Below are 21,820 nucleotides of genomic sequence, written 5' to 3' on the forward strand. Positions count from 1 at the left end.
CGCACGACAACACCGGCACGGCCATCCGGGAGACCCCATGCTCATCACGGACGACTTCCTGCCCGTACCGGTCCCGGAAACGCTGAACGCGACCTACCTGGTGCCGATGGCCGGGCTGCCGAGGGTGGGCACGAAGACCGCGGTACGGCAGCTCACCGGGCGGCTCGCCGAGCCGGTGCACGCACTCGCCCAGCAGATGCTGGACAGCCCGTTGATGAGCGTGGACACCCGGCCGATCCACGAGTTCCCCGAGCTGCCGCCGGACCTGCTCACCGCCTTCGGCGCGACCGAGGCCCCGCTGTCCCGGCTGGCGGCGGCGACCCACCTGGTCGTGGTGCAGGCCGAGTACCGGCCCGGCTGGCCGCCGGCGCACGAGTGGGCGGCGCGGGCGGTGGCGGCGGCGGTCGCCGACGCGGCCGGCGGCGACGTGGTGGATGTCTTCGGGCTCCAGTTCCTCGACCCGGCGACCGCGCTGCGGTCCCTGCCGGACGAGCAGGGCCGGATCCGGCTGGTCGACTGGGTACTGGTGCCGTACTCGTCCGACGCCGACGGGCTCTGGTTCACCACCAAGGGGCTGCGCCGGTTCGGGCTGCTGGAGCTACAGGCACAGGGCGTGCCGGACCACCTGACCCGGGCCTGGGGCGCGGTGATGACCGGCACAGCGCGGCGGCTGCTGCGCACGTGGACCGACGGCCTGGCCGGCGAGGAGCTGCCTGCGTTCGTGCAGCTACCCGTACTGGCCACGGTCACCGGAGGAGACATCGCGGTGGCGTACGGCAACCCGGAACAGCATGGGGCCACCGCCCCGGTGCTGCTGCGGTTGGAGCTGGACCCGGCGACGGACCCGGAGGCGGATTCGTTCCTCACCCTGCGGCCGCCGGCCGGCTACTCCGGACCGGACGGCCGCTACTACGCCTCGGCCTGTGGAACCCTCTTCACCGGCATCGCACCGGACGTGCGCTACACCCGCTCCGGCGACGCGATGAGCCAGGCGGTCGCCACCGCCCGCGCCTCCCTGGGCGAGATCCGCGCCCGCTTCCTCGCCGGGGCGCTACCACCGGAGACGCAGCTGGTGGTGAAGTACGGACTTCCCGGGGAGGACGGCCCGGAGTACGTGTGGGCCGGGGTGACCTCCTGGCCGACGCCGGAGCAGATCGAGGGCGCCAGCGCCAGCGACGCCACCACGGATCCGGCCGTACGGATCGGCTCCGCGGTGGTGGTGGAGGCGACCGACGTGGTCGACTGGGCGGTCCTGGACGGCACCGGGGTCCGGGAAGGCGGCTGGACCCAGGCCGTCCTGGACGCCGGCGAACGCCCCGCCCCGCCGGTCTGACCCGCCCCCGCCGATCGGCCGGGTGGCGCGGGCGCTGACCGGGGGGCGAGCTACCGAACCGAGGGGTTGACGAACGGCGGGCGGACCAGGCTCACCGCTGCCCGGCGTCCCCGGATGTCGACCTCGAGCTCGGCCCCGTCGGCCAGGGCCGGCTCGGTGTCGATCAGGGCCAAGGCGATGCCCTGCTTCCGGGTCGGGCTGAAGGTGCCGCTGGTGACCGCACCGACCGGCGTCTCACCATGGTAGACGACCATCCCGGGGCGCGGGATGGCCCGATCGACGGCCACCAGGCCGCGCAGCCGGCGCCGGGGGCCGGCGGCCTTCTCCGCGAGCAGCGCCGCGCGTCCCCAGAAGGCGGGCTTGTCCCAGCCGACCGCCCAGCCCGAACGGCCCTGCACCGGGGTGATCTCCAGCGACAGGTCCTGCCCGTGCAGCGGGTAGCCCATCTCGGTACGCAGGGTGTCCCGGGCAGCCAGGCCGCACGCCCGCAGCGGCTCATCGGCGGCGAAGAGCGCGTCCCAGACTCCGCCGGCCGCCGCGGCGGGCAGGATCAATTCGTAACCCCACTCGCCGGTGTAGCCGGTGCGGCACACGGTCACGTCGGCCCCGGCCAGCGCGCCCTCCGCGAAGCTCATGTAGCCGTGCTCCGTGGGCAGTCCCAGCGCGCCGAGCAGGTCTGCCGAGCGCGGGCCCTGCACCGCGAGGAGCGCGTACGCCTCGTGCTCGTCAGTGATCGTGACCGTCGGTGGCGCGGCGGCCCGCAGCCGGCGCACCACCTCGGCGCTGTTCGCGGCGTTGGGGATCAGGAAGACGTGGTCGTCGGCGTACAGGTAGGCAATGATGTCGTCCACCACACCACCGGTGGCATCGTCGCAGCAGAGGGTGTACTGCGCCCGGCCCGGCCCGATCCGGGCCAGGTCGTTGCTGAGGCAGGCGTTGACGAACTCCGCCGCCCCCGCGCCGGTGACCCGCACCTTGCCCAGGTGCGACACGTCGAAGACGCCAACCGCGTCGCGGACCGCCGAGTGCTCCTTACGCACCCCGCCCCCGGCGTACTCAAGCGGCATCTCCCACCCGCCGAAGAGGGCGAACTTGGCGCCGGCAGCGACGTGCCGGTCGTGCAGCGGAGAGCGGCGCAGCCGGGTGTCGGCGGAGCCGGAGGTCACGTCGGTCATGGGTGGCAACTTACCGGCATTACCCCGGCTGGTTAGCATCGGCGGGACCCGCCAGTACCACTGGCGGGACAGCCCTGGTCAACGGCGGGTACGGTCCGCCGGAGACCTTCATCGCTGGTGCGCGACGACGCGACCAGCCCGGCCCGCCCGGAGTAGCTTCAGTGACATCGCCCACTATTTCCCTCAGCCTCGTCGACACCGACCCCGCCGAGCTCGCCGTTGACGCGATCGTCATCGGCGTGCACAGCCAGCCCGGAGAGCTGGCCGGCGACCTCGTCGGCACCCTGCTGCTGGCCAGCGGCGCGGAGAGCATCGCCGCGGCCTTCGATGGAAAACTGACCGAGACGCTGGCGTTGCTCGGCGCAACCGGAGGCCCGGGCGAGGTGATCAAGCTCGCCACGCTCGGCACGGTTACCGCTCCGGTGATCGCCGCGGTGGGCCTCGGACCGGAGCCGACCGGCGCCGCCCCCGCCCCGGAGACCCTGCGCCGGGCGGCCGGTGCCGCGGTGCGGGCGCTGGCCGGCTCGGCCCGAGTCGCGCTGGCCCTGCCGCTGCCGGACGACGCCGACGCGCCGGCCGCGCTGCGCGCGGTCGCCGAGGGGGGCCTGCTGGGCGGCTACCGGTTCGCCGGTTACAAGACCCGCCCGCAGCCGGCCCGGCGGGAGCCGGTCGCGGAGGTGCTGGTCGCGGTCCCGGACGCGGGTGACGCCACCGCTACGGCCGAGGTAGCCCGGGCGCAGGCGGTCGCCAACGCGGTCCGGTCCTCCCGGGACTGGGTCAACGCCGCCCCCAACGAGCTGCGCCCGCCCGCCTTCGCCGACTCGGTGGCGACCGCCGCCCGCGCGGCTGGGCTGGAGGTGGAGGTGCTCGACGAGGTCGCCCTGCGTGAGGGCGGCTACGGGGGCATCACCGCCGTCGGGCAGGGGTCGCAGGCCCCGCCGCGACTGGTGCGGATCAGCTACACCCCGGCTGGTGGCGGCAACGGCAAGCGGGTCGCCCTGGTCGGTAAGGGCATCACCTTCGACAGCGGCGGCGTCTCGATCAAGCCGGCGCAGGGTATGTGGGAGATGAAGGCCGACATGGCCGGCGCCGGCGCCGTCGCCGCCGCGATGCTGGCGGTCGCGGAACTTGCGCCCGCCGTGTCGGTGACCGCGTATGTGCCGATGGCGGAGAACATGCCCTCCGGTACGGCGTACCGGCCGGGCGACGTCATCACGATGTTCGACGGCAAGCGCGTCGAGGTGCTCAACACCGACGCCGAGGGACGGATGGTCCTCGCCGACGCGATCGCCCGGGCCTGCGTGGACGGCTGCGACTACCTCCTGGAGACCTCCACGCTCACCGGCGGCCAGGTGGTCGCGCTGGGCAAGAAGGTGGCCGGTGTGATGGGCACGCCGGAGCTGTGCGAGCGGGTGCGGACCGCCGGCGAGGCGGTCGGCGAGCCGACCTGGCCGATGCCGCTGCCGGAGGACGTGCGCAAGGGCATGGACTCCGAGGTCGCCGACATCTCCCAGGTCAACGCGGGGATGGACCGGGCGGGTCACATGCTCCAGGGCGGTGTGTTCCTGCGTGAGTTCGTCACCGAGGAGGTCGCCTGGGCGCACATCGACATCGCCGGCCCCGGCTACCACTCGGGTGAGCCGACGGGCTACTGGACCAAGGGCGGCACCGGGGTGCCCGTCCGCACCCTGCTGCACCTGATCGAGGACATCGCCAGCCAGGGCTGACGTGTCAGCAGGGCCCTCGTACCGGCGCGGCGGGTACGAGGGCCCTGCGCACCACCCGCTGAGTCACCCACCTCCGCCATGGTGTCGAACTCACTCGCCAGCTCGGTTCAGAACAACTCGGGGCGACGCTTGCGGCGTTCGTTGTAGTCCCGCATCCGCTGCGGGTAGCCCATCAGGCTCACGTCGTAGACCGGGATGCCCAGCCGGTGGGCGAAGCGCCGCGCGCCGTCCGGGCCGTCGATCCGGCGGCGAGTCCACTCCCCGTCGTCGGCGATCAGCATGACCGTGGTCTCGGTGACGGTCGTCCGGGGCTCGATGTACGCCTCGACTCCCCGCCGGGTTCGCACGAAGTTCTCCAGGTGGCCCAGATCGCCCCGGTCAACCCCGCGACCCTGACTGACCGGACGTGCCTTCTTCCGTCGGAACAGTCCCACCGGTCGTCTCCCCACACCCGCACCATCGAAGCTGATGCCAAGGGTACGTGTCTCGGACGTGTCGTTGGGCACCTCGTTACCCGTGCCGGGCGTGGTGGTGACAAGATGACCGAGGTGGGGTGTGTCCGCATTACCCCACGGTGACCCCCGATGCAGCCAGGCGACCTGGGAGTTGGACGTGAGCGAGCCGAACGAGACCTTCGACATCGTCATCCTCGGAGGTGGCAGCGGCGGCTACGCAGCGGCGCTGCGCGCCGCTGAGCTGGGCCTGTCCGTCGCGTTGGTCGAGAAGGGCAAGCTCGGCGGCACCTGCCTACACAACGGCTGCATCCCGACCAAGGCGTTGCTGCACGCCGCCGAGGTCGCCGACCAGACCCGCGAGTCGGAGCAGTTCGGCGTCAAGGCCGAGCTGGTCGGCATCGACATGGCGGCGGTCAACTCGTACAAGGACGGGGTGGTCGCCCGGCTGTACAAGGGACTGCAGGGCCTGCTGGGTGGCGCGAAGAACATCACCATCGTGTCCGGCGCCGGCCGGCTGGTCGCTCCGAACACCGTCGAGGTCGACGGTAGGCGGTACACCGGCCGCAACATCATCCTGGCCTCCGGCTCGTACGCGAAGAGCCTGCCCGGCCTGGAGGTGGACGGCGAGCGGATCATCACCAGCGACCATGCGCTGGTGATGGACCGGGTCCCGGCGTCGGTGATCGTGCTTGGTGGTGGCGTCATCGGGGTGGAGTTCGCCAGCGTGTGGAAGTCCTTCGGGGTGGATGTCACGATCATCGAGGCGCTGCCCCGGCTGGTCGCCGCCGAGGACGAGGAGTCGTCGAAGGCGCTGGAGCGGGCATTCCGGAAGCGGAAGATCAACTTCAAGGTCGGTAAGCCGTTCGAGAAGGTCGAGAAGACCGACAGCGGCGTCCGGGTGACCATCGCCGGCGGCGAGACCATCGAGGCCGAGCTGCTGCTGGTCGCCGTCGGCCGGGGACCGAACACCGCCGGCCTCGGCTACGAGGAGCAGGGCGTCCGGATGGATCGGGGCTACGTGCTGACCGACGAGCGGCAGCGCACGAGCGTGCCGAACGTCTACGCGGTCGGCGACATCGTGCCCGGCCTCCAGCTGGCGCACCGCGGCTTCCAGCAGGGCATCTTCGTCGCTGAGGAGATCGCCGGAGAGAACCCGGCCGTCATCGACGAGGCCGGCATCCCGCGGGTCACCTACTCCGACCCCGAGCTGGCCTCGGTCGGCCTGACCGAGACCAAGGCCAAGGAGCAGTACGGCGCCGACAAGGTCAAGACGTACAACTACAACCTGGGCGGCAACGGCAAGAGCCAGATCCTCAAGACGACCGGCTTCGTCAAGCTGGTCCGGGTCGAGGACGGCCCGGTCGTCGGCGTGCACATGGTGGGTGCCCGCGTCGGTGAGCTGATCGGTGAGGCCCAGCTCATCTACAACTGGGAGGCGTACCCCGCCGAGGTGGCGCAGCTCGTGCACGCCCACCCGACCCAGAACGAGGCGCTGGGTGAGGCGCACCTGGCCCTCGCCGGCAAGCCGCTGCACGCGCACGCCTGACACGACAACCACGGCGTCCGGCGACGGGCGACGATCCCATCAGGGGAATGAAGGAGTCTGGAGAAATGCCGGTATCGGTCACCATGCCCCGGCTCGGTGAGAGCGTCACCGAGGGCACCGTCACGCGCTGGCTCAAGCAGGAGGGCGACACCGTCGAGGTTGACGAGCCGCTACTCGAGGTGTCGACCGACAAGGTCGACACGGAGATCCCGTCTCCCGCGGCTGGTGTACTGACCCGCATCGTGGTTGGCGAGGACGAGACCGCCGAGGTCGGCAGCGAGCTGGCGACGATCGGCGATGAGGCCTCGGGCGACAACGGGGCGGCGGGCGGCGGCGAGGCCGAGTCACGGCAGTCGGCACCCGAGCAGACCGCCGCCGCCGAGGGCACCGGCCCGGAGCCAGAGCAGAAGCAGTCGGCTCCCGCGTCCTCGAGCGAGGGCAGCTCGTCGGGCGAGGGCAGCTCGTCGGGCGAGGGCAGCTCGTCGGGCGAGGGCAGCCCGGTGACGATGCCGGCCCTCGGCGAGAGCGTCACCGAGGGCACCGTCACCCGCTGGCTCAAGCAGGTCGGCGACACCGTCGAGGTAGACGAGCCGCTACTCGAGGTGTCGACCGACAAGGTGGACACCGAGATCCCCTCGCCGGTCGCCGGGACCGTCCTGGAGATCACCGTGGCGGAGGACGAGACCGCCGATGTCGGCGCGACGCTGGCAATCGTCGGCGCGGCCGGCGCCGCGGCGAAGCCCAAGCCGAAGCCGGAGCCCAAGCCGAAGCCGGAACCCAAGCCGGAGCCAAAGCCCGAGCAGAAGGTCACTGAGCCGACCCCGGGCGTCTCCTACAACGAGCCGGCGGCCGAAGCCGAGAGCGCCTCCGATCCGGCGAAGGCGGAGCAGGCCGCCACCCCGTCCGCGCCCGCATCCCGGCCGGCGACGACCGGCGGCACGGAGAACGCCGGGTACGTCACCCCGCTGGTCCGCAAGCTCGCCGGCGAGCACAAGGTTGACCTCACCACGGTCAAGGGCACTGGTGTGGGTGGCCGGATCCGCAAGCAGGACGTGCTCGACGCGGCCGAGCAGGCCCGCACCGCCAAGACGGCTCCGGCCCCGGCAGCGCAGCCCACCGCCCCCGCGGCGAAGCCGGCGGCCCGGCCCACGCCCAGCAGCAAGCGGGGCACCACCGAGAAGCTGCCGCGGATCCGTACGACCATCGCGAAGCGGATGCACGAGTCGCTGCACGAGATGGCGCAGCTCACCACCGTGGTCGAGGTCGACGTCACCCGGATCGCCAAGCTGCGGGCACAGGCGAAGGACACCTTCCAGCAGCGGCACGGCGTGAAGCTGTCCTTCCTGCCGTTCTTCGCCCTGGCCGCCGTCGAGGCATTGCAGGCGTACCCGATCGTCAACGCCCAGATGGACCTGGGGGCCGGGAAGATCACCTACCCGGAGGCGGAGCACCTCGGCGTCGCCGTGGACACCGAGCGGGGCCTGATGGTGCCGGTCATCCACAATGCCGGTGACCTCAACCTGGGCGGCATCGCCAAGCGGGTCGCCGACCTGGCTGAGCGTACCCGGACCAACAAGATCAGCCCGGATGAGCTCGCTGGCGCGACCTTCACGCTGACCAACACCGGCAGCCGGGGTGCCCTCTTCGACACCCCGATCGTGCCGTCGCCGCAGTCGGCGATGCTCGGCACGGGTGCCGTGGTCAAGCGCCCAGTCGTGGTCAACGACCCGGAACTGGGCGAGGTCGTGGCCGTCCGGTCGATGATCTACCTGGCCCTGTCGTACGACCACCGACTGATCGACGGTGCCGACGCTGCCCGTTTCCTTGGCACGATCAAGGAGCGGCTGGAGGCCGGCAACTTCGAGGCCGAACTGGGCCGGTAACACCCGACCCGACGACGGTGGGCTGCCCGGTGATCCGGGCAGCCCACCGTCGTCTCACGGGTCAGGCCGCTCCGCGACGAACACGCCGACGCCGTGGACGCCCTCGACGAACCCTTGCGTCTGAAGCACCAGGATCGCCTGGCGCACGACCGTCTGCGACACGCCATGCTCCTGCCTGAGCTCGGCCGTTGACGGCAACTTCTCCCCTGGCGCCCACTCCCCGGACTCGATCCGCGCACGGATATGGTCCGCGAGCAGCACCCACTTCGCTTTGGCGGGCATCCACACTCCCAGGTCTGCACCGCCATTCGACCATGACCGGCCGACACGGAGCGCAACTCGCCGAGGCGAAACACGCCGCGCGTACTCCCCCGGTGGCGGCGAACTGACCCGCCGGTCACAGGTGGGGCGGGCCAGGTGGTTGACCCTCGCGCAGGCCTGGCGGGCTAACGGTGGGCACTGGTGACGGAACGTCCGCACACGCCGCTGCGGCCGCTCTGGCTGTGCCGACGATGCGCCGCACCGTGGCCGTGCGGCTCCGCACGTTGACGCTGCTGCGGGAGTAGGCCCACGATCGGGTTGCGTTGATCATCTATCTCGGTGGGCTACTGTACGAGGCCACCGAGCAACTGCACGCGCTCAACCCGCAGGAGACGCCGGACGCGGGCCAGCTCTTCGATCGGTTCCTCGGCTGGCACCGAAGCCTGCGTTAGGGGGACCAGCCCACCGGCGAACGGCACGAATGGCGGTGGAGCACCCCGTCGAAACCTCGCCAACGAGGTACGTCGCGAGTAGTTGGTTCGATACCCTACGCAGGTGTGGTCGCGACGCCGTCGTGCCCGGGACTGGCTCCAGCAGCGGGATCCGGACTATTGCGCCACCCGACGTGCGACGCGGTTGACCCTCATCGCCTGCCTGCTCTTCTACGGCTGCCGGTACGGCCTGGGCAGCCCCCTCATGGCGGCATACGCGCTGTTCGGCACGCTCGCCGCGGGCGTGTTCGCCCAGTTGCCGGGCGGGCCGGCCCAGCGGGCCCGAACGCTACTCGCCGCGCTACCGGTCATCTGGCTCCTGGTCGCCACCGGGACCCTGCTGGCCGCGAGCACCTGGACCGCCACGACCGGCATGCTCGTGATCGGGTTCGCCGTCGCCTTCGCCGGGGTCAGTGGACCTCGCCTGATCGGCCTTGCCAGCGCGTTCCAACTCTCCTACATCCTGGCCAGCTTCCCCCCGTACCAGCCCGACACGCTGCCGGAGCGGCTGGCCGGAGTGACGCTCGCCGTCGTTCTGGTCGCGGTAGCCGAGGTGACGCTCTGGCCCGGGCCCGCACCGGCCACCCCCGCGCAGCGCCTGGGCTGGGCCGCGCGGAGCACCGCCTCGTTCGTCGCCGCGCTCGCGGACATGTTGGCGGGGCAGCCCGCCGCCGCTGCGGAGGCCCGGCGACGCCAGGTCAACGCGGCCGACACCGTCACGCAGACCCAGATGTGGCGGCTGCCGCCGACCGAGCGGGCAACGTCGGCGAGCCGGCAGGACCACGCGCTGCGCGACGCGGCCACCGATCTGCACCAGACGGTACGGCTCGCCGAGTGGCTCCGGCGGAGCGCCGCGACGACCACCGACGGGGATGTGGCGACATCCCTGCGGCGCTGCGCCGCGTCCCTGGGCCGCTCGGGCGACGCCCTGTTGGGCACGGAGCCGGCGTCCCGCGACACGGTGGTGACCATGGAGCACCAACAGCCGACCGCCGGGCGATCCGCCACCACCGGCCAGCTACGCGTGGCCGCGATCGCCCGGTCGCTGGCGCGGCACACGGACTTCGTCGCGACCGCCGTGCGGATTGCGGAAGGCCACCGTGACACCACCCACCAACCGGCCGGACCACACAGCTTCTGGTACCAACGACGAAGCGCCCCGTCGCTGTACTGGCAACGGCTGCGGATCCATCTCACCCCACGCTCGGTCTTCTTCCAACGCGCCCTTCGACTCGCCGTCGCCCTGGCCGCCGCCCGGCTGATCGCCGGGGTGCTGAATCTGGAGCACGGCTTCTGGGTGCTCCTGGCCATCCTGACGCTCCTGCGAACCTCCGCGGCGGACACGTGGGCCACGTTCCGCCGGGCCCTGGCCGGCACCCTCGTCGGCGCCGCCGCCGGGGCCCTGTTGTTGCTGGCCGCTCCCCAGCAGGAGACGTACGCGGTGCTCCTGCCACTGACGATGCTGCTGGCCCTGGGGGTGGGTCCGCTACTCGGACTCGCCTGGGGGCAGGCTCTTCTCACGCTACTGCTGATCACCGCCTTCGCCCAGCTCACCCCGGCCGGCTGGGAGCTGGCCGGGATCCGCCTGCTGGACGTCCTGACCGGCGCGGCGATCGGCGTCGGCGCCGGAATCCTCATGTGGCCCAAGGGCGGCGGTGGCGAACTCCGCCGGTACACGTCGGTCTACCTCGGCGCGGGCGCTCACGCGATCGAGGAGACTGTCATGAGGCTGGCGGGACGAGACCACGCATCCGGCCGAGCCCCCTCCCATCGTGGTGCGACGGGTGGCGAGCAGACGCTTGCGGCCGCGCACCGGGCGCAGATCCTCACCGACGCGTCGTTCTGCCAATACCACCTGGAGCGAAACCATCCGCGACCCATCGACGTGGACTGGGAGGCGGCCCTGGCCGCGGGGCATCGCATCGTACGCGGCGCGGAGCGATTCGGCACCGGCGACCGGGTCGGCACGCTGGCGCCCCGCTGGCCCGGGCCCGTAGACCAGCTCGCACGCCGAGCCGAACGGCTACGCTCCGACTACACCGGCCTGGCCAGCCGCCTGGCGCAGGGGCCACCTGCACGATGCGACTCCCGTCGCGCCACCAACGATGGGTGTCGTCGAACAGGTCCACGAGGTCATTCAGGACGGCGACCGAGGGGCCGACGTCCTGCACCTGATCGAGGTCGACCACTGGCTCGCCGATCTCGGCCGATCCCTCAACCGGATCCCGGCACGGCAAGAGGCGGGGGGCAGTTCGTTCGGACCGTCGAACCCGTCGCCCGGATAACGCGGACGCGTGTGTTGGCCGTAAAGGCGGATCTTGGCCTGTAGGCGGTCGTACTGACGTTGGAGCAGGCGCATCCGCTCCTCCCCGGCTGCCGCACCGTCGCCCAGGCAGCGGAGAACATCGACACGCTCGCCCGTGGTCCGCTCCCGGCGGACGCGTACGCCGAGGTCGAGCGCCTGCTGGCGGATCTTCGGCAGATCCCAGCCGAACCGGTCAGGTGACCAACTCCACGCATCTATTGGTCACCAGTATCCGAGAATATGTGCATGCGGATTCTGATGGCCGGCGCGTCCGGCTTCCTCGGCACCCGGCTGGCCGACCGACTCGCTGCGGACGGGCATCACGTGACCCGGTTGGTCCGCCGGCCGCCGCAGAGCGCCGACGAACGACAGTGGAGTCCGACCGCGGCGCAGCTCGACCCGGCGGTGGTGGCGGAGGCCGACGCCGTGGTCAACCTGGCCGGCGCGGGGGTCGGTGACCGCCGGTGGAACGACGAGTACCGGCGGGTCATCCGCTCCAGTCGGGTGGACACCACCACCACGCTGGCGATCACGATCGCCGGGCTGCCGGCCGCCGACCGCCCGGAAGTACTGGTCAACTCGTCGGCGGTGGGGTGGTACGGCAACACCGGCGACCGGACCGTTGACGAGGAGGCGGCGGCCGGCGAGGGCTTCCTGGCCGATGTCTGCCGGGTGTGGGAGGCCGCGACCCGGCCGGCCGAGGACGCCGGGGTGCGCGTGGTCCGGCTGCGGACCGGATTGCCGCTGCATCGCGACGGCGGCCTACTCAAGCCGATGGTGCTACCGTTCCGGCTCGGCATCGCGGGACGGTTGGGCAGCGGCCGGCAGTGGCTGCCCTGGATCGCGCTGGTGGACTGGCTGGACGCTGCCGCCCTCGCCATCGGGCGGGCCGACCTCACCGGCCCGGTCAACGCGGTCGGGCCAGCACCCGTGACCAACGCCGAGTTCACCCGGGAACTGGCCCGGCAGCTACACCGGCCGGCGATCATCCCGATCCCGGCGCTGGCGCTGAAGGTGGCTCTCGGCGGCTTCGCGCAGGAGGCACTGACCAGCGCACGGGTCCTGCCAGGGGCGCTGACCCGGGCGGGACTCACCTACCGCCACCCGGGTCTGACCAGCGCCCTACACGCCGCGCTCGCGGCGGAGCCGGACCGATGAACGGCGAGCCGGTGCGGGGCACGACGACAAAGATCTGCCCTGGCGAGCTCTTCCCCGCAGGTCTGACCGGCGTGTCCAGGTCCGGTTGGTAACGTCCGCTGCGTGCCGACCTCGCCGTCCGTGGTGTCCCCGCCGACCCCACCCACGCCCGTTCGCCACCGCCGGGCAGATCTGATCGTGGCGCTCGTGGCGCTCGCCCTCGCGGTCTGGGTGACCAGTGGGCTCTGGCGGGACCCGAACGGTCGCACGATCATGGTCAACTCCAGCGACCAGGCGCTGTTCGAGTGGTTACTGGCCTTCGGTGGGCATGCTCTCACCCACGGGCAGAACCCGCTCTTCACCTACATGATCAACGTGCCCGATGGGGTCAACCTAGCGGTCAACACGTCGATCACCGTGTACGCGGCGCTCTTCGCGCCGCTGACCTACCTGATCGGGCCGCCGGCCACCTTCCTGGTGATCCTCACGCTCAACCTCGCCGCCACCGCGATCGCCTGGTACTGGCTACTCAACCGCCAGTTCGCCCGCAGTCCGCTCGCCGCCGGGCTGGGCGGGCTCTTCATCGGCTTCTCCCCCGGCATGGTCTCGCACGCCAACGCCCACCTGAACTGGACCGCCGGTTGGTTGGTGCCGCTGCTGATCTGGCGCGTCTTCGCACTACGTCGTAGCGGGCACCGGATCCGCGACGGTGTCCTGCTCGGTGTGCTGGTCGCGGTGGCGTTCTCCATCGCCGCCGAAGGGCTCTTCTTCACCGCGATCGCCCTCGGCCTCTTCGTCGCCGTCTGGGCGCTGCACCCGGCCAGCCGCGCCGAAGCACGCGCGGTGTTGCCGGGCTTCCTCGGCGGGCTCGCGGTGACCGCGCTGGTGGCGGGGGTGCTGCTGGCGTACCCACTGTGGCTGCACTTCGCCGGCCCGCAACGCTTCGACGGCACCGGCTTCGACCCGGTGATCCACTCCGAGGACATCGCCGCGTACGGCGCGTACCCTCGGCGCTCGATCGCCGGCGAGGCCGGGCTCCGGACCGGCCTCGCCCCGAACCCCACCGAGGAGAACTCGTTCTTCGGGATACCGCTGCTGCTGCTCGCCATCGCCTCCTTCGTGCTGCTGTGGCGGCGCGTCCAGCAGGCGCCCCAGCGGGCCACGCTCTGGGCACTCGGGGCGGTGGCCGTGGTCTTCACCGTGCTGTCGTTCGGGCCGCAGGCCACGTTTGACGGCCGCCGCCTCGACCTGCCGATGCCCTTCGACCTGTTGGCTCACCTACCGGTGGTGAACGCCGCGCTGCCCGCCCGGTTGGCGCTGGTCGTGGCGCCGGTGATCGGGGTGCTGCTCGCGTACACGGTGGATGCGCTCCGGGCCGAACCACCACGGTCCCGGCCGGCCCGGCTCGCCTGGCTGGCGGCGTTCGCCGTGGCGCTGGTACCGCTGACTCCGACCCCGCTGATCACCATCGAGCGGGAGCCGATCCCGCGCTTCTTCACCTCCGGCATCTGGCGGGACTACGTCTCACCGGGCGGGGTCCTCACGCCGATACCGCTGACCGTGGACGTGTACCCGGACGGGCAACGGTGGCAGGCGCACGTTCTCGCGGACCGGCAGGGCGAGTTCCGAATCCCGTCCGGGTTCTTCCTCGGCCCGGGCGGTCCGGACGGGCGCGGCCGGATCGGTCCGGTGCCCCGGCCGCTGAGCGCCATCCTCGACGAGGCCGCCCGCTTGGATGTGGTGCCGATCGTCACCGAGGGCACCCGGGAAGATGTCCAAGCCGACCTGCGGCACTGGCAGATCGAGACTTTGGTGCTCCCGGACCAGGTACACGGGGCGAAGTGGGCCGTCGATGAGGAGGCGCTCCGGCAGACCGCCACCGAGCTGTTCGGTGAGCCGGAGCGGGTCGAGGACGTCTGGGTCTGGCGGGTCTCGCCCGGCTGAGCCGCGGGACGGGCGTACCGGTGAGTCGGATCACGAGCCGGGGCGACTGGCGGGTACGAGACTAGGCTGGGCCCGTGAGCACGACTACCCCGGATCTGACCGTTGTCCGCGCCGGCACTCTCGGCTACGAGGCCGCGTGGGAGGAGCAGCGCCGGCTGCACGAGTCGGTGGTTACCGACGAACGTGGCGACGCCGTGCTGCTGGTGGAGCACCCCAGCGTCTACACCGCGGGCAAACGCACCGAGCCGTGGGACCGGCCGATGGACGGTACGCCGGTCATCGACGTTGACCGGGGCGGCAAGATCACCTGGCATGGTCCGGGTCAGCTCGTCGGGTATCCGATCCTGCGCCTACCCAACCCCGTCGACGTGGTCGCGTACGTGCGCCGGGTTGAGCAGATGTTGATCGATGTCTGTGCCGAGTTCGGGCTGGTGGCCGGCCGGATCGAGGGACGCAGCGGAGTATGGGTGCCGGCGGACGACCGCGGGCCCGCGCGCAAGGTCGCCGCCATCGGGATCCGCGTCGCCCGCGGCGTCACCCTGCACGGCTTCTCGCTGAACTGTGACTGCGACCTGACGTACTACGACCGGATCGTGCCGTGCGGCATCAGCGACGCCGGGGTGACCTCGCTCGCCGCCGAGTTGGGCCGACGGGTGACTGTGGCGGACACCCTTCCGGTGGTCGAGCGGCACCTACCCACCCTCATCGAACCCTGAGCCGACCGCACCGGCCCGCTGGGTGGGCCGCACACCGGGTCGCTCAGGCTGGCCGACGCCGGATCCACCAGAGCGAGATGAGCGACAGGGCGGCGGTCAGGGTGAGCAACACCCCGAGTTCCCGCCACTGCACCAGCCAGAACCGCCTTGCCGGCACGTAACGCTCCTCCTGCAGCAGCCCCTGTGCGCCCAGCCACTCCCGGCAATCCGGTGTGCACTTTTCCTGGTCGGTCGGCCCGCGATACTCCGGTCCGCCGGGCGTGGTCACGATGGTGTTCGACAGCTCCCACGAATCAGTTTCGCTCGGCCAGCCCTCGACCCTGGTCACCACGTCGTTCATTCTCGCGACCATGTTGGCACGCTCGGCGGTCAGCGCGGTGACGCGATGCACGGGGTCGGCGATCAGCGGGCGTAGTTCGACGGCGCCGATTTGTGTCGCCACGACGAGTGCCAGGGTCACCGCCGTCGCGGCCAGGGTCTTGCGCAGCATCAGTCCGGCGGTCACCCCGATCGCGAAGGCGAGGGTGGCGTAGCCGATCGGGACCACGCCGCGGGTGGAAAAGACCAACGGGGTGATCAGATTGGCGTGGGCCAGGGTGGCGTGGGCGTCGTCGATGGGTTGCGCCCAGCTGGTCAGGGCGAGGCTGAGCGCACCCGCGACGAGTACGGCTGCCAGACCACCGACCGACAGCTTGACGAGTAGCCAGCGGCGTCGGGAGACGGTTTGGCTCCAGGCGATCCGGTACGTTCCGGTTTCGAGTTCCCGTGCCACCATCGGGGCGCCCCAGAACACGCCGACCAGGGCGGGCAGCCCGAAGGACGCGCCGACGCCGGCGAGCTGGACTCGGCCGGCCAGGCTCTGCTCTATCTCGTCCAGGAAGGAGTCTGCCGCGTTCTGGCAGTCGTTGCCGGTGCAGCCGGTGTATCCGGTGCTCACCGCCAGACCGCGGACCTGCCACCAGGTGAAAAGGAGAGCACCGAACAGCACGGCCAGGCAGGCTGCGCCGACGATGGCCTGAGTCCGGAACTGCCGCCAGGCCAACCAGGTCATCGCTGTGCCTCCAGCACTCGTTCCGGCGCGGCCGCCGGGGCCGACTCACTCAGGTAGGCGAGCAGGATGTCCTCCAGATCGAGCTGGTCGGCCTGCCACGACGGGTCGTCGATCGGGGCGGTGCTGCGTACCACCAGGGTCGACTGCGCGGCGGTGTGCCGGTCCTCGATGAGAGTCCAGCCGTACGATGCGACGTCAACGGACTCACGCCGGGGGCCGATCAGGCGATGGTGGCTGGCGAGCAGGTCGTCGACGTCGCCGGCCAGCCGCACCTGGGAGCCGACCAGCACGATCAGGTGGTCACAGATTCGTTGTAGGTCGGAGACCAGATGCGAGGACATGATGACGGTCATCTCCTGCTCCGCCACCAGTTCCATCAGTGCCTGCAGGAACAGGCGGCGGGCGAGCGGGTCGAGCGCCGCCACCGGCTCGTCGAGCAGCAGCAGTTCGGGCCGTTTGGCGACGGCTACGGTCAGCGCCAGATTGGCTCGCTGGCCGCCGGAGAGCTTGCCGGCCTTCTGACTCGGATCGAGCCCGGCCTGGGCGATTCGCTGCTCGGCTATCGCGCTGTCCCAGGACGGGTTCAGGCGGGCGCCCAGCCGTAGGTGCTCGGCGACAGTCAGTCCGGCGTAGACCGGGGCGTCCTGGGCGACGAAGCCGACCCGAGCCGAGCCACTGGCCGGGCGCTCGCCGAGCACCTCGATCATTCCGGCGGTCGGTTCGAGCAGTCCGCAGGCCAGTTGCAGCAGGGTCGACTTACCCGCGCCGTTCGGGCCGACCAGGCCGACGACCTGGCCCACCGGCACGTCGAGCGTGCAACCGGAGAGCGCGGTGCGGCGACCGTACCGTTTGGTCAGGTTCTCCGACCGAAGCACGCTGGTCATGCCCTCGCCTCCGCGAACGCGCGGAACGTGTTCAGGAACAGCGCCTCGACGCCTTCGTCGTCGAGGCCCGCCTCGCGGGCCTCGACCAGCCACTGTTCCAGCTTCTGCCGCAGCAGCTCCTGTGCCGCGACCGCCGGGCCGTCGAGCGTCTTCGCGATGAAGGTGCCCCGCCCCTGCCGGGCCGTGACCAGACCTTCGTACTCCAGCTCGCGGTACGCCTTCGAAACCGTGTTCGGGTTGATCGCGAGCCGGGCCACCACCTCCCGGACAGTGGGCAGTCGGTCGCCCTCATGGAGCACGCCGAGCCGAAGCGCGTGCCGCACCTGCTGGATGAGCTGCATGTACGGCGCGACCCCCGACTTTGCGTTCAAGTAGAAATCGATCATCCGTCCACCCCCGTTCTACTAGTTCTCTAGCAGAATAACTCATTCTGGCCACGCGTCAAGATCGCCAAACCGAGCGCTGGGTACGGCACGGGTAAGTGGTGCTGTCGGTCAGGTTCCACCGCTCCGCGGGGAACTCCCCGCAGCACCGTGGCGGCACGGCGCCACGGCGGTGGGGCATCGGGGCGGCACGGTGTCCGGCGTCACCGCTGCAGCGGCGTGATGCCCGTCGCCCAACACGCATCGACGGTGGGCGACGGGCGTAGGCTCGACTTCGTGACGATCGAGCACTCTGCGCCGACGGCCGGTCAGGCAGCGCGTACCGCGACGCCCGCTCCCGAGGGGCGGCGCCTCCTGCGGATCGAGGCGCGCAACGCCGAGACGCCGATCGAGCGGAAGCCACCGTGGATCAAGGTCAAGGCCAAGATGGGGCCGGAGTACACCCAACTACGCGGGCTCGTCACGCGGGAGGGGTTGCACACCGTCTGCCAGGAGGCCGGCTGCCCGAACATCTACGAGTGTTGGGAGGACCGGGAGGCCACCTTCCTCATCGGCGGCGACCAGTGCACCCGCCGCTGCGACTTCTGCCAGATCGACACCGGCAAGCCGGCCGAGTTCGACGCCGACGAGCCCCGCCGCGTCGGCGAGTCGGTGGTGTCGATGGGGCTGCGCTACGCGACCATCACCGGAGTCGCGCGCGACGACCTGCCCGACGGCGGCGCCTGGCTCTACGCGGAGACCGTCCGGCAGATTCACGCCCTCCAGCCGGGCTGCGGGGTCGAGCTGTTGATCCCCGACTTCAACGCCGTCCCCGAGCAGCTCGCCGAGGTCTTCGGAGCTCGGCCGGAGGTGCTCGGGCACAACGTCGAGACCGTGCCGCGGATCTTCAAGCGAATCCGGCCGGCGTTCCGCTACGAGCGGTCGCTGGACGTGATCCGACAGGCCCGCGCCGCCGGCCTGGTCACCAAGAGCAACCTGATCCTCGGCATGGGCGAAGAGCGCGCCGAGATCTCCCAGGCCCTCCGGGACCTACACGAGGCGGGTTGCGAGCTGATCACCATCACGCAGTATCTGCGCCCCTCCCCCCGCCACCACCCCGTCGAACGCTGGGTCAAGCCGGAGGAGTTCGTCGAGCTCCGGGAGGAGGCCGAGGAGATCGGCTACGCCGGCGTGATGAGCGGGCCGCTGGTCCGCTCGTCGTATCGTGCCGGCCGACTCTACCGACAGGCACTCGCGGCCCGCGGCGACGCCCCGGTCAACGTCGTCAGCTGAGCGGCACCCCGGGTGGGCCGAGCACCTCGGCCCGTACCGCGGTTCGGCTTCTGCGGCGGCACTCGGCCAACGTCACCCTATTGAGTGACGCCAACCTGCAACACATCACCCAAAGTCGGACAAATGCCATGATCCGCTCATGGCCATTGATGCCGGCGAGCGAAGCCGGGTCACGTCGCGGGCCGCCCACCGGCCCCGGCTGCCCACCGCGCTCGCCGGCACGGCCCTCGTCGTCGGCGTGGGCTACCGCCTCCTCCTGCTGCTGACCGACACGCCCCCCACAAACAGCGACGAGGCGACGATGGGGCTCGCCGCCCTGCACATCGGGCAGGGGCAGGAGTTTCCGATCTGGTTCTACGGCCAGGCGTACATGGGGACGCTGGAGGCGTACCTGGCGGCACCGCTGGTCGCGCTCATCGGCCCGTCGACGCTGGCGTTACGTCTGCCCACCCTGGCTCTGTACGCCGTCTTCGCCCTGCTGGCCTGGCGACTCACGCTCCGCCTCACCGGGGACCGCTGGTACGCGCTACTGGTCACCGTGCTACTCGCGTTCGGGTCCGACCGAATCGTGAAGAACCAGCTGATCGCCGGTGGCGGGTACCCGGAGATGAATGCTGTCGGGGTGGCGCTCGCGCTGCTCGCGTACGACCTGGCAGCGGGCCGGCCCGGCCGCCGACCGGCCCGCTGGGCCGGATGGGGGTTCCTCGCCGGGCTGATGGTCTGGGTGGATCCACTGGTCCTGCCGTACGTGGTCGGCACCGGGGTGGTGCTGGTGGCGTTCCGGTGGCGGGAGCTCACGGGACGGGCCGGCGCGCTACTCGGCGTCGGCGCACTGTGCGGGGCGGCGCCGCTGCTGCTGGACAGCCTGGTCACGGGACGCAGCCCGTTGACCGCGGTGCTCGCCGCCAGTGGCGCCGGGCAGTCGACCAGCTGGGCGGAGCGACTGTTCGGGGGGCTGGTACTCGGCCCGGCGCTGGGCATGGGCTTCTGCTCCCCCAGTGCCTGTGCGCGCTGGCAGCTCTGGTGGTCCGTCGCCCTGCCGCTCCTTTTGCTCGCCGCCGCCGTGATCGCGTGGCGGCAGCTCCGGGGGTACCGGCAGTGCGCATCCACCCCGAACGGCAGCCGCCCGCTCGCGGACGCGATCGCGGCGGCCCTCTCCCTCGCCCTGGTCGCGGCGGCGGTGGCCACGCTGGCCAGCTACGCGGCCAGCAGCGCCGCCGGACGCACCCCGGTGGAGAGCTCCCGATATCTGTCCTGCCTGCTTATCTCGGTACCGGTGCTGCTCTGGCCGGTGTGGCGCGCGGCCCGACGACGGTCGCCAGGACTACCGGGTCCGGCACGCGCCGCCGCGATCGGGGTACTCGCCGGGACGGTGGGGACCGCTGCCGTCGGCACCGGGGCAACGATCGCCGCCGTACCCGCCTACCGGGCCAACCAGGCCCAGCACGCCGAGTTGGTGGCGACCCTGCGGGCGCTGGACGTGCGACATGTGTACGGCGGCTACTGGACCTGCAACCGCCTCACCTTCGCCACCGCGGAGGAGATCGTCTGTGCCGTCGTGAATGACGACCTGAGTCCGGGCCACGACCGCTACCCGGCCTACCGCCGGGCGGTCGCCGCCGCCACCAGCCCCACCTGGGTCGCACCAGCCGGTTCGCCGCTGGCTGCCCGCCTGGACGAGCAGGTGCGCACCGCCCCCCTCACGCTGCACCACATCCCCGGCTGGCGTCTCTACCTGCCCCACCGGTAGGGACGGACCTGCCCAAGACCGCCGGGAGCACTGCCGCCCAGCAGGACCAGTACGCCCGGGCCGCGCGAGATTCGTTGACCACTAGACTCGGGAGCATGGCAAAGCCCCAGGAGAAGGTCTCGTTCGGCCAGCGGCTGAAGCAGATCGGGATGGTGTTTCGGTTCACCGCCAAGCAGGACCGGTGGTTCGCGCCCCTGGCCTTCGCCGCGGTGGTCATTCCACTCGCCCTGACCGTGGTGGCGTTCTTCGTGTGGGGCTGGCTCTGGATCCCACTGGGCATCCTGTTGGCGCTGCTCTCTCTGCTGATCGTGCTCAATGTGCGCTCCAACCGGGCGATGATGAACGCCGCCGAGGGACAGCCAGGCGCGGCCGCGCAGATCATCGAGAACATGCGCGGCGACTGGCGGGTCACCCCGGCGGTCAGCTCGACCACGCAGATGGACATGGTGCACCTGGTCATCGGCCGTGCGGGAGTGATCCTGCTGGCTGAGGGGAACCCGCAGCGGGTGCGCGGCCTGCTCGGCCAGGAGAAGCGTCGGTTGGTCAAGGTGATCGGCTCGGCGCCACTCTACGACTATGTGATCGGCCAGGAGGAGGGTGAGCTGCCGGTCCGCAAGCTGCGGATGACGCTGATGCGGTTGCCGCGCAAGCTCAGCGGCCGGGATGTCAACGCCCTGGACAAGCGCCTGAAGGCGCTCAGCGCCCGGCCGCAGCTACCCAAGGGCGCCATCCCGAAGAACATGCGTCCGCCGAAGGGTGCCTTCCGCCAGGCCCGCGGTCGCTGACCTGCCGTAACCGCGGCGGATCGCCCGCTGAGCCGCCGCGGTTAGGGATCGTCCGCTGGCCCCCGAGCTGGGTCAGCGGGCGACGGGTGCGATGACCGAGCCCGCTGCTCGGTCATGCAGGCCACGACGGTCGGCATCCATGATCAGGGCAGGTATCACGAGCGCGAGCAGGCCACCGCGGAGCAGCGCACGGAGCACCCCGATCCGACCACCACTGGCCCAGGAGACACAGCGGATCCGGGTGAGGTACATCCCAGGAGTCTGGGCGAAGAGGCCGATGAAGAAGCCGTACTCGGCGATGAGCACGAGCACGGGGGCCCACCCGTCGTGGAACGGATCGGCGAAGATGCTGGCGACCAGCACGCAGAGCACCCAGTCGATCACTAATGCGCCGAAGCGCGGGCCCAGGCCCGGACTGGCGGAGACGCTGGAGCGGGGCGGTACGGGCTGGTCAGCCGAGGTCGTCACAGCGCCCAAGGGTAGCCAGTGCCGCAGACAGCTACTCGCCGACCTACATCATAAAAAGGGACCAAGCGTCGCAAGTTTCACTACACTGGCACACTGGCCCTCCCGGAAGCACCAGGACCGATCGCTCCAGTCAGCGAAGGCTTCATGGGGCCCTCCGCGGGGGACGTAACACGGCAGAAACATTGAAGACATGGCCGGGCAACCGCTCGGTCATAGCGTCGCCAGAAGCCTAGCCACTTCAGTGGACGAGCCAG

General features: G+C 71.1%; 18 protein-coding genes and 2 pseudogenes. 13 read left to right on the plus strand and 7 right to left on the minus strand.

Annotation, left to right across the window (positions count from 1 at the left end; all coding sequences use genetic code 11):
* Positions 1-37: 37 nt before the first annotated feature.
* Positions 38-1,333 carry a hypothetical protein gene (locus tag SALPAC6_RS0102010; RefSeq protein ID WP_018251779.1) on the plus strand — a complete coding sequence of 432 codons (1,296 nt, stop codon included), beginning with the start codon at positions 38-40 and terminating at the stop codon, positions 1,331-1,333.
* Positions 1,334-1,383: 50 nt separating this feature from the next.
* Here SALPAC6_RS0102010 and gcvT read toward each other — a convergent pair whose 3' ends face one another.
* Positions 1,384-2,508, minus strand: a complete 1,125-nt coding sequence (gene gcvT / locus SALPAC6_RS0102015; RefSeq protein ID WP_018251780.1) for a glycine cleavage system aminomethyltransferase GcvT — start codon at positions 2,506-2,508, stop codon at positions 1,384-1,386.
* A gap of 161 nt (positions 2,509-2,669) precedes the next feature.
* On the opposite strand from gcvT, the gene SALPAC6_RS0102020 reads away from it, so the two are divergent.
* Positions 2,670-4,235, plus strand: a complete 1,566-nt coding sequence (locus tag SALPAC6_RS0102020) for a leucyl aminopeptidase (RefSeq protein ID WP_018251781.1) — start codon at positions 2,670-2,672, stop codon at positions 4,233-4,235.
* A gap of 107 nt (positions 4,236-4,342) precedes the next feature.
* On the opposite strand, the gene SALPAC6_RS0102025 is transcribed toward SALPAC6_RS0102020, so the two are convergent.
* Positions 4,343-4,669 carry a hypothetical protein gene (locus SALPAC6_RS0102025; protein WP_018251782.1) on the minus strand — a complete coding sequence of 109 codons (327 nt, stop codon included), beginning with the start codon at positions 4,667-4,669 and terminating at the stop codon, positions 4,343-4,345.
* Between the two features lie 178 nt (positions 4,670-4,847).
* Between SALPAC6_RS0102025 and lpdA the strand changes: the two genes are divergently transcribed.
* Entirely contained in the window at positions 4,848-6,236 is a 1,389-nt protein-coding gene (gene lpdA / locus SALPAC6_RS0102030; RefSeq protein ID WP_018251783.1) for a dihydrolipoyl dehydrogenase, read from the plus strand.
* Positions 6,237-6,301: 65 nt separating this feature from the next.
* Complete coding sequence (sucB, locus tag SALPAC6_RS0102035; protein WP_018251784.1) at positions 6,302-8,119, plus strand: 2-oxoglutarate dehydrogenase, E2 component, dihydrolipoamide succinyltransferase; 1,818 nt, start codon at positions 6,302-6,304, stop codon at positions 8,117-8,119.
* A 54-nt stretch (positions 8,120-8,173) separates the two neighbouring features.
* Here the strand turns inward: sucB and SALPAC6_RS0102040 are convergent, their stop codons facing one another.
* Positions 8,174-8,407, minus strand: a complete 234-nt coding sequence (locus SALPAC6_RS0102040) for a GntR family transcriptional regulator (protein ID WP_018251785.1) — start codon at positions 8,405-8,407, stop codon at positions 8,174-8,176.
* Between the two features lie 296 nt (positions 8,408-8,703).
* On the opposite strand from SALPAC6_RS0102040, the gene SALPAC6_RS31125 reads away from it, so the two are divergent.
* The 6 genes and pseudogenes from SALPAC6_RS31125 to lipB all read left to right on the plus strand — a co-directional run bounded on the left by SALPAC6_RS31125 (position 8,704) and on the right by lipB (position 14,973).
* On the plus strand, positions 8,704-8,832 hold the full coding sequence (locus SALPAC6_RS31125) for a hypothetical protein (protein WP_018251787.1): 129 nt from the start codon (positions 8,704-8,706) through the stop codon (positions 8,830-8,832).
* A gap of 103 nt (positions 8,833-8,935) precedes the next feature.
* Positions 8,936-11,156: pseudogene (locus tag SALPAC6_RS25230) on the plus strand (FUSC family protein).
* 80 nt (positions 11,157-11,236) lie between these two features.
* Positions 11,237-11,377, plus strand: a pseudogene (locus SALPAC6_RS28790) (aldo/keto reductase); the annotation flags it as partial.
* 45 nt (positions 11,378-11,422) lie between these two features.
* Positions 11,423-12,334: a TIGR01777 family oxidoreductase gene (locus SALPAC6_RS0102060; protein ID WP_018251789.1), complete on the plus strand. Its 912-nt coding sequence runs from the start codon at positions 11,423-11,425 to the stop codon at positions 12,332-12,334.
* 102 nt (positions 12,335-12,436) lie between these two features.
* Positions 12,437-14,257 carry a hypothetical protein gene (locus tag SALPAC6_RS0102065; protein ID WP_018251790.1) on the plus strand — a complete coding sequence of 607 codons (1,821 nt, stop codon included), beginning with the start codon at positions 12,437-12,439 and terminating at the stop codon, positions 14,255-14,257.
* A 74-nt stretch (positions 14,258-14,331) separates the two neighbouring features.
* The gene (gene lipB, locus SALPAC6_RS0102070; RefSeq protein ID WP_018251791.1) at positions 14,332-14,973 is read left to right on the plus strand and encodes a lipoyl(octanoyl) transferase LipB; all 642 of its coding nucleotides are present in this window, start codon (positions 14,332-14,334) and stop codon (positions 14,971-14,973) included.
* 43 nt (positions 14,974-15,016) lie between these two features.
* Here lipB and SALPAC6_RS0102075 read toward each other — a convergent pair whose 3' ends face one another.
* The 3 genes from SALPAC6_RS0102075 to SALPAC6_RS0102085 are packed head-to-tail and all read right to left on the minus strand — an operon-like array spanning position 15,017 to position 17,294.
* Entirely contained in the window at positions 15,017-16,024 is a 1,008-nt protein-coding gene (locus tag SALPAC6_RS0102075; protein ID WP_018251792.1) for an ABC transporter permease subunit, read from the minus strand.
* Positions 16,021-16,908: an ABC transporter ATP-binding protein gene (locus tag SALPAC6_RS0102080; protein WP_018251793.1), complete on the minus strand. Its 888-nt coding sequence runs from the start codon at positions 16,906-16,908 to the stop codon at positions 16,021-16,023. Before SALPAC6_RS0102080 ends, SALPAC6_RS0102075 begins: the two co-directional genes overlap by 4 nt.
* On the minus strand, positions 16,905-17,294 hold the full coding sequence (locus tag SALPAC6_RS0102085) for a GntR family transcriptional regulator (protein WP_018251794.1): 390 nt from the start codon (positions 17,292-17,294) through the stop codon (positions 16,905-16,907). The genes SALPAC6_RS0102080 and SALPAC6_RS0102085 overlap by 4 nt, the downstream gene beginning before the upstream one ends.
* A 219-nt stretch (positions 17,295-17,513) precedes the next feature.
* On the opposite strand from SALPAC6_RS0102085, the gene lipA reads away from it, so the two are divergent.
* The 3 genes from lipA (at position 17,514) to SALPAC6_RS0102100 (ending at position 21,098) form a co-directional block, all read left to right on the plus strand.
* The gene (gene lipA / locus SALPAC6_RS0102090; protein WP_018251795.1) at positions 17,514-18,563 is read left to right on the plus strand and encodes a lipoyl synthase; all 1,050 of its coding nucleotides are present in this window, start codon (positions 17,514-17,516) and stop codon (positions 18,561-18,563) included.
* Between the two features lie 139 nt (positions 18,564-18,702).
* Complete coding sequence (locus SALPAC6_RS0102095) at positions 18,703-20,313, plus strand: hypothetical protein (protein ID WP_018251796.1); 1,611 nt, start codon at positions 18,703-18,705, stop codon at positions 20,311-20,313.
* A gap of 95 nt (positions 20,314-20,408) precedes the next feature.
* Positions 20,409-21,098, plus strand: coding sequence for a DUF4191 domain-containing protein (locus SALPAC6_RS0102100; RefSeq protein WP_018251797.1), 690 nt, complete (start codon positions 20,409-20,411; stop codon positions 21,096-21,098).
* A gap of 72 nt (positions 21,099-21,170) precedes the next feature.
* Here SALPAC6_RS0102100 and SALPAC6_RS0102105 read toward each other — a convergent pair whose 3' ends face one another.
* Positions 21,171-21,566: an RDD family protein gene (locus tag SALPAC6_RS0102105; protein ID WP_026189248.1), complete on the minus strand. Its 396-nt coding sequence runs from the start codon at positions 21,564-21,566 to the stop codon at positions 21,171-21,173.
* Between the last annotated feature and the right edge of the window lie 254 nt (positions 21,567-21,820).

The sequence above is a fragment of the Salinispora mooreana genome, assembly GCF_000379065.1.
In the GTDB taxonomy this organism is placed as follows: domain Bacteria; phylum Actinomycetota; class Actinomycetes; order Mycobacteriales; family Micromonosporaceae; genus Micromonospora; species Micromonospora mooreana.